The organism is Mesorhizobium sp. M7A.F.Ca.MR.176.00.0.0, assembly GCF_004023165.1.
GTDB lineage: Bacteria > Pseudomonadota > Alphaproteobacteria > Rhizobiales > Rhizobiaceae > Mesorhizobium.
The window spans coordinates 22,860-30,824 of sequence record NZ_RZTC01000029.1 but is presented as its reverse complement, the minus strand read 5'-3'; the positions used below and the strand labels follow the sequence as shown (position 1 = coordinate 30,824).

The 7,965-nt window shown below is 60.4% G+C and carries 7 protein-coding genes; 5 read left to right on the top strand and 2 right to left on the bottom strand.

The window, feature by feature from the left end; all coding sequences use genetic code 11:
- A partial coding sequence (locus tag EOB59_RS12405; RefSeq protein ID WP_245486605.1) for a glycosyl hydrolase occupies nucleotides 1-618 on the top strand: 618 nt, incomplete at its 5' end.
- Between the two features lie 133 nt (nucleotides 619-751).
- On the top strand, nucleotides 752-1,270 hold the full coding sequence (locus EOB59_RS12400; protein WP_127319803.1) for a DUF995 domain-containing protein: 519 nt from the start codon (nucleotides 752-754) through the stop codon (nucleotides 1,268-1,270).
- A gap of 84 nt (nucleotides 1,271-1,354) precedes the next feature.
- Here EOB59_RS12400 and EOB59_RS12395 read toward each other — a convergent pair whose 3' ends face one another.
- Together EOB59_RS12395 and EOB59_RS12390 are read right to left on the bottom strand one after the other, a co-directional pair.
- Nucleotides 1,355-1,804, bottom strand: a complete 450-nt coding sequence (locus EOB59_RS12395; protein ID WP_023813773.1) for a DNA polymerase III subunit chi — start codon at nucleotides 1,802-1,804, stop codon at nucleotides 1,355-1,357.
- A 28-nt stretch (nucleotides 1,805-1,832) separates the two neighbouring features.
- Entirely contained in the window at nucleotides 1,833-3,344 is a 1,512-nt protein-coding gene (locus tag EOB59_RS12390; protein WP_127380810.1) for a leucyl aminopeptidase, read from the bottom strand.
- 352 nt (nucleotides 3,345-3,696) lie between these two features.
- Here EOB59_RS12390 and lptF point away from each other — a divergent pair, with 352 nt between their 5' ends.
- The 3 genes from lptF to EOB59_RS12375 all read left to right on the top strand — a co-directional run.
- A complete protein-coding gene (lptF, locus tag EOB59_RS12385; RefSeq protein WP_127396660.1) occupies nucleotides 3,697-4,899 on the top strand; it encodes an LPS export ABC transporter permease LptF in 1,203 nt (400 codons plus the stop codon).
- On the top strand, nucleotides 4,896-5,981 hold the full coding sequence (gene lptG, locus EOB59_RS12380; protein ID WP_031213741.1) for an LPS export ABC transporter permease LptG: 1,086 nt from the start codon (nucleotides 4,896-4,898) through the stop codon (nucleotides 5,979-5,981). The genes lptF and lptG overlap by 4 nt, the downstream gene beginning before the upstream one ends.
- Nucleotides 5,981-7,965 (top strand): LPS-assembly protein LptD (locus EOB59_RS12375; protein WP_245486604.1); only part of this gene is annotated, 1,985 nt, incomplete at its 3' end. The genes lptG and EOB59_RS12375, both read left to right, overlap by 1 nt.

Genomic DNA, 7,965 nt, shown 5'->3' with positions numbered 1-7,965 from the left:
GACTGGCGCATCACCCCGCCCGAATTGCGCGACGGCATTTTGAGCGGCAAATATGACGCCAACATGCAGGCAATCTGCGGCCTGGTGGGACAGATGAAGAGCCCGGTGACCATTCGCTGGGCTCAGGAAATGGAAGACAAGAACGGCCGCTTCACTTGGGCCAACTGGGCTCCCAAGGACTGGATCTCCGCTTACAAGCGCGAGGTCGATATCTGCCGCAAGGCTGCCCCCGCCGCCAAGTATATGTGGTCGCCCAAGGGCGAAGAGGGTCTGGAAAAATACTACCCCGGCGACGACTATGTCGACGTCATCGGCCTGTCGGTGTTCGGTCTGCAGAAAAAGGACAATGACGAGGCCGGTCATGACCGTACCTTCGCTGAGCTGCTGAAGCCCGGCTATGACCGCGTTGCAGTGTTCAACAAGCCGATCGTCGTTGCGGAACTCGGCTATGTCGGACAGCAGGACTATGTCTCGAAATGGCAGGAAGATTCCCGCAAATCCTACGCGGAGTTCCCGGCGCTGACTTCGGTCGTCTACTTCAACCAGAAGGAAGTGTGGCCGTGGCTGGGTGGCTATGGTCTGCCCGACTGGAGGGTGACCCAGCACGTCCTGCCGTAGACGCATCGTGCTGATCGATCCCGACGCGATCGGGATCGATTTCCAATCTCCTTGTTCGATCATGATCCATCTCGAACCAGCGGTTCGGGATGAGGGTTGAGGCGTGGCGTAAATCAATCTGTGGAGAAGTTTCGTGAAACGGGTAGTGGGAAATTATCTCGGAGCGGCATTCGCCTGCTCCGTTCTTGTTCTTGCCTTTCAGGTTCCTGCGACGGCCAAGACGGCGACAAGGATCGCCGAGCAGGCGCAAAAAGCCACGGTCGTTCCTGACGAAGGCGTCTACCAGATTTATCAGAACCATTCGTGGCTGTGGGGCAAGAAGGGCGCCGGGTTCTTTGCCGTCAAGCAGAGGCAGTTCGATGCCTGGACTCACGACAAGGGCAAGTCGGGCTATGGCGACGGCATGTGGTTCATTCCCGGCGGCGGCAAGCTCTGCTACCGCGCGCAATGGCATGGCTCCTGGGGTGTGAAGGGCTCGATGACCTGCTTCGAGCATCGCCAAGTGGGCAAGGTTATCTACAAGCGTAAATCGCCTGATGGCGAATGGTACGTTTTCAAGAGCCCGCATCGAAACCGGTCGGACGAGTCAATGAAATTGAAATACGGCGACTACGTCACAACGAAAATGAACCGGATCAAGGCAAAGCAGTAGATAACCGGATCGAGGCAAAGCAGTAGATATTGTCGTGACACGCCACTGGTCAAGCATGTCGCCTGAACGTTCAGGCGACCTGCCTTAAGCCTTGCGCTCCCAGCGACGATCTGGCGTCTGTTGCCAGTAGGTGACGGCGTGGCCAGCGCTCTTCATCACCTTCCAGTGCCCTCGCGCCGCCTCGAGCTGGGCGGCATCGTGGCCATCGAACAGGAACACCGCGCGCTCGTAGCCACCAAGGTCAGGCGGCACCGCACCGTCGACCAGGAACCTGATCTTGGCGTCGTTGGGATTGCCGTCGCCGGTGGTCAACAGAATCGGCTGTTCACCGGGATGAGCCTCACGATCGGTTGCGTGCGCCAGGAACGAATCGTCGCGGAAGGTCCACAGATGCTGGTCGAGCGCATCGCGGCGTTCCTCGGTGCCTGTCTGCACCACGGCGCGCCAGCCACGGTCGACGCTGCGCTCCAGGAGGCCTGGCAGCGCATCCTCCAGCGTCGATTCGGTCAGGTGGTAGAACAGGACGTCGGCCATCGCTTCAGCCTATAGTGATTGAACCCGTTCACTGCTCATAATTATCGCGCACCAGCCGGTCGAGCAGCCTGACGCCGAAACCGGAACCCCAGGACTGGTTGATCTCGTTCGACGGCGCCCCCATCGCCGTGCCGGCAATGTCGAGATGAGCCCATGGCGTATCCTTGACGAAGCGCTGCAGAAACTGCGCCGCAATGGTGGCGCCGCCAAAACGGCCGCCGATGTTCTTCATGTCGGCGTTCTTGGAATCGATGAGCTTGTCGTATTCGGCACCGAGCGGCATGCGCCACAGCCGTTCCTGCGTCGCCTGCCCCGCCGCCGACAACTTTTCGGCCAGCTCGTCATTGTTGGAAAACAGGCCGGCATAATGTTGGCCGAGCGCCACCATGATGGCGCCGGTCAGCGTCGCCAGATTGACCATGAATTTCGGCTGGAAGCGGTCGTTGCAGTACCACAACGCATCGGCCAGCACGAGGCGGCCCTCGGCATCGGTATTGAGCACCTCGATGGTCTGGCCCGACATCGAAGTGACGATATCACCGGGACGCTGGGCATGACCGTCGACGGCATTTTCGACCAGTCCGATGATACCGACGACATTGGCTTTCGCCTTGCGGGCCGCCAGCGCATGCATCAGGCCGGTGACGGCGGCGGCACCGCCCATGTCGCCCTTCATATCCTCCATGCCCGAGGCCGGCTTTATGGAATTGCCGCCGGTGTCGAAAGTGACGCCCTTGCCGACGAAGGCGATCGGGCTGTCCTTCGGCTTGCCGCCGTTCCACTGCATGATCGCCATGCGGGCGCCGCGCGGCGAGCCTTGCGCGACACCGAGCAGCGAACCCATGCCGAGCTTCTTCATTTCCTTCTCAGCCAATATCTCGACCTTGACGCCTAGCGCCTCGAGTTCCTTGGCGCGGGCAGCGAACTCGACCGGCCCAAGCACGTTTGCCGGTTCGTTGACGAGGTCGCGCGCCAGCAGGACGCCGTCTATCACCGCCTCGGCATCGGCGAAGGCCTTCTTCGCAGCGGCCGGATCGGCGGTGTGGATGGTCACCTTGACCGGCTTCTTCGGCTCTGCCTTGCTGTCGTCCTTGTCCTTCCTGGTCTTGTACTTATCGAAGGAATAGCTGCGCAGGAGAATGCCCGCGGCAAGGTTTGCCGCATCCTTCGCACTCGGCGAGGCGCCGGCCACATCGAGGACCACCGCCACTTCGGTCGCCTTGCGCAGCGACGCGGCAACGGTGCCGCCAAGCTTCAGCCACGCATATTCGTCCAGTCCCGACACCTTGCCGGTGCCTATCGCCACGAGTCTGTCGAGCGACGCTCCCTGCGGCGCCAGAACTTCCACCGTGCTGGCGAACTTGCCCATGAACTCAGCCACGGGAAAGGCGCGCTCCAATGTCTTGCCGGGATCGCCGGCCTTGGCGACGTCGCTCAGGCCGCCCTCATCCGCCGCGAACACGAAGACAGTGCCCTTCTTGTTTACCGCGCTCTGGGACCCGGAAAATTTGGCGAAGGCGATCGACGGTCTTTGATTCATCATGTCCTGCTTTCAGGGAATGCGCGACTTTTGGGGAAGCGGTTCGAAACGATGCGCGACATTTGGTCGTTTTCCGGCATTTGGCAAGACTTTGCCGAATTGGCATCCCATATGACCTATGGAATCGATGACGATTCGTCGCGGCACGGCCCCGCTTTTTGCCGCAACCTGTTGTTAACCATCGATGTTCGCCCTTTCTTATCCATTCCCGCCGACACTCCGCCCAGCCGGGGGGCGTAATGTGGGACAGAACCCGGATCGACCATCTGATGGAGCCAGTTGTGCAGGCGCTGCCGGACAGCTACCTTGTTCGGTGGCATGATGCCGTTCGAAAAAATCGAGAAAAGCCTTCATGAAGGTCGTTGAACGCTACATCATGCGCCGCGCTTTCGTGGTCTTCATGGCCGCTCTTGTGTGGACGCTGGCGATCGTGTGGACGACACAGGTGCTGGCAAAGATCGATCTGGTGACAGACAGCGGCCAGTCGGCGTTGACCTTCTTCGAAGTCGCCGCCCTCATCCTTCCGTCCATCATCCCGATCGTGGTGCCTTTTGCGCTGGTGGTGGCAGTCGCACAGACACTCAGTGTGATGAATTCGGATTCCGAACTCGCCGTCGTCAACGCCGCGGGGGCCTCGCGCTGGACGATCGTACGGCCGATCATGTTGCTGGCGCTCGCCGCCGCCGTTTTTTCCTTTGCCGTCGACAACGGCATCGACCCTTACGCACGGCAGAAGAACCGGGCACTGGTGGCCTCGTCGCGCGCGGATCTGTTGTCGCTGATCATCCAGGAAGGCACCTTCCGCAAGATTGACGACGGGCTGTTCCTGCAGATCGGTGAGCGCCTTCCCGACAACCGGCTGGGTGGCATTTTCGTCGCCGATTCGCGCGAAGAAGGCGTCAACCTCGTCTACTACGCCAAGACCGGCAGCATCGTCGAACGCGGCGGTGAAAAGGTGCTGATGATGAATGACGGCGTCATCCATCGCAAAACGCTGACCGGCGATCTCTCCGTCATCCGCTTTACCTCCTATGCCTTCGACATGTCGGCCTTCATGGCGGCGGCTTCGGCGGTGACGCTCCTGCCCAAGGACCAGACGACGCAGTACCTGCTCAACCCGGGCGCCAACGACAAGTACTATCAGCAGAACCCCTACGAATACCGGGCCGAGGTCAACCAACGGTTCTCGGAATGGACCTATTCCATGGTTTTCGCGCTGATCGCGCTTGCGGTCGCCGGGGATGCGCGCTCGCACCGCGAGGCGCGCGTCAATCCGCTGATCACGGCGATCACGATATCGCTGTTCGTGCGTTGGCTGGGCTTTTTTGCCGCCAGCAAGGCGGATGAGATCCCGCAATATGCGTATATGGTCTATGGCGTGCCGATCGTGGCTTCCGCGGTGGCGATCTGGTTCATCGTCTCCAACCGAACACTGGAACTGCCGGTGACCTGGGCGGACTGGATGACAAACTTCGCCACGCGCATCGCTGACAGCTGGAATGCTTTCAAATTGCGTTTGTCCAGGCGCGGCGCATCAGGGCAAGGGGTCGGCTGATGGGCTGGACACTGGGCCGCTACTTCTTCTTCCGCTATGTGACGATCACCATCTGGTTCTTCATCGGCCTCCTGGCATTGGTGTTCCTGATCGACTTCACCGAGCTGTCCGGCCGCACCACCGGCCTGCCCGGCTTCACCTACGGCACGGCGGTAGCCATTTCAGGCCTCCGTATGCCGATGATCATGCTGCAGACGGTGCCGTTCGTCGGTCTCTTCTCGGCGATGGCGACGCTGGTGTCGCTGAACCGGCGCTACGAGCTGGTCATCGCCCGTTCCGCCGGTGTTTCCGCCTGGCAGTTCCTCTTGCCCTGCTGTATCGGAGCCTTGCTGTTCGGCGTCCTGTCGGTTGGCGTCATCAATCCACTCGCCGCGCACGCATTCTCCTGGTCCGAGCAGATCGAAACCCAGCTGCGTTCCGGCAAATCGAATACGGTCTCGGCCGATGCCGCGCCCTGGATCCGGCAGAAAACCAGTTCGGGCGACACCATCATCGGTGCGCGGGCCATCCTGAACCAGGGCCTGGAAATGGCCGATGTCGTATTTTTCATTCTCGACCCGCAAGGCAACATCGTCGAGCGCAAGGACGCCGCCCGTGCCTTCCTGCGCGACGGCTATTGGGAATTGCAGGACGTCAAGACATTCCAGAACGGCACGATCCAGGCATCGGCAACCGATCGCGTACCAACCAATCTAAAGCCCGAATTCGTGCAAGAGCGGCTGGCGCGCCCCGAAACCATCCCCTTCTATGACCTGCCCGGAAAGGTCGAGGTTGCCCGCTCTTTCGGCCTCAAGGCAAATGCTTTTGCCATGCAGTTTGATTCGCTCGTGGCGTTGCCGTTCCTTCTCGTCGCCATGACACTGATCGCGGCAACGGTTTCAATGCGATTTGCTAGGATGGGACAGTCGGCGACGATGATTCTGGGTGGCATCATCGCTGGCTTTCTGCTTTATGTCGTTTCGGTGCTGGTGAAGGCATTCGGCGTGGCGGGATTCGTGCCGACTGTCGTAGCCGCCTGGGTACCGGTCATGGTGGCTATGTTCTTCGGGGTGACTTTCCTGCTATACAAGGAAGACGGCTAGTGAGGGAGGCGTTTTTGCCCAGCAACAGGCAGGCCGGTTTGGCGCGCCTCTATGCGGCGACCGCCTTGGCGTGCGTGCTTGCCTACGCCATTCCGGCACCGGCGCTTGCGCAGGACGTCGGCGACATGGCGACATCGGTTCCGGCCGGCTCGCAAATGCTGCTGGCGGCCGATACGCTGGTCTACAACAACGACAACCAGACCGTGACCGCCGTCGGCGGTGTGCAGATCGACTATGGTGGCAATCGCCTTGTCGCCCAGCGCGTCGAATACAACCGCAACACCAAGCGGATGGTCGCGAGCGGCAACGTCGAAGTTATCAACAGCGACGGCACCAAGATCAATTCGCAACATATCGACATCACCGATGACTTCGCCGACGGCTTCGTCAATGCGTTGCGGGTCGAAACCATCGACAAGGCCTATTTCGCCGCCGAAAGCGCAGAACGCATGGGCGGCGTGCTGACCACCTTCCACAATGGCGTCTACACCGCCTGCGAGCCGTGCGAGGATAAGCCGGATAAAGCGCCGACCTGGCGCGTCAAGGCCAAGAAGATCATCTGGAACGGCGAGAAGAAGACGGTTCGCTTCGAGAATGCGAATTTCGAGTTCTTCGGTTTTCCGCTTGCCTATCTGCCTGCATTCGAAATTGCCGACCCGACGGTGAAGCGCAAGAGCGGCTTCCTGATCCCGAGCATCATCTACAAGAGCGATCTCGGCGTCGGCGTGAAAGTCCCCTATTATCTCGCATTGGCGCCGACCTACGACCTGACCGTCACCGGTACCGGCTATACCAAGCAGGGCTTCCTCGGTGAGGCCGAGTGGCGTCAGCGCTTCGACAATGGCGAGTACAGCTTGAAGATCGCCGGGATACACCAGCAGAATCCCGACGCCTTCCTCGACACCACTGCCTTCCCATCCAGCTCTGGCCACAACGTCAATTCGGGCAGCGCCGGCGATCCCAACAAATTCCGCGGCATGATGGGTACCCAGGGGCAGTTCGCCATCAACTCACGCTGGAACTTCGGCTGGGACGTGCTGCTGCAGACCGACAAGAACTTCTCGAACACCTACGGCATCGACAAGTACAATAGCAGCGTCCACCAGTCGTCGGTCTACTTGACGGGTCTCAACGGCCGCAACTATTTCGACGTGCGCGCCATGCATTTCGATGTGCAGGAAGATACGCCTGACGACAACGCCTCTGCGCGAAGCGGACAACAGCCTTGGGTGCTTCCGTCGCTCGACTATGCCTATATTCCTGATGCCTCGGTGGCCGGCGGCCAGTTGTCGCTCAATGTCAACGCGCGTGTCATCCGCCGCGACGAGCTCGATGATACTTTCTCCACCCCCATACAGCGTGTCCCTGGTATCGAAGGCGAATCCGGCCGTCTCACCGCCGAGGCCGAGTGGAAGCGGAGCTTCGTCACCGATGGCGGGCTGGTGCTGACACCATTGCTCGCGCTGCAGGGCGACGTTGATTATCTCAACGCGTCGTCGGCTTCGCTAAACGCCGTCAACCAGATGGCAGCAAATTTGAGCGAGCAGGCCGATATGCGCTCGTCATTTGCTCGTTACATGGCAACCGCAGGCCTCGAGATGCGTTGGCCGGTGCTGTTTTCCATGGCCAGCGGGTCCAGCCACGTTATCGAGCCAATGGCGCAGGTCTTCATGCGCCCGAACGAGCAATATGTCGGCGGTCTCGCAGTACCCAATGAAGACGCCCAAAGCATGGTCTTCGACGCGACCACCTTGTTCGAACGCGACAAGTTCTCCGGTTACGACCGCGTAGAAGGCGGTTCGCGCGCCAATGTCGGCTTCCGCTATTCCGGCTCGTACAACAATGGCTGGGGCACCAATGCCATTTTCGGCCAATCCTATCAGATCGGCGGCGAGAACTCGTTCGCCGCGCCGGATCTGGTCAATGTCGGCGCCAACTCCGGCCTCGACACGGCCAAATCCGATTATGTCGGCCTGTTCGGCAT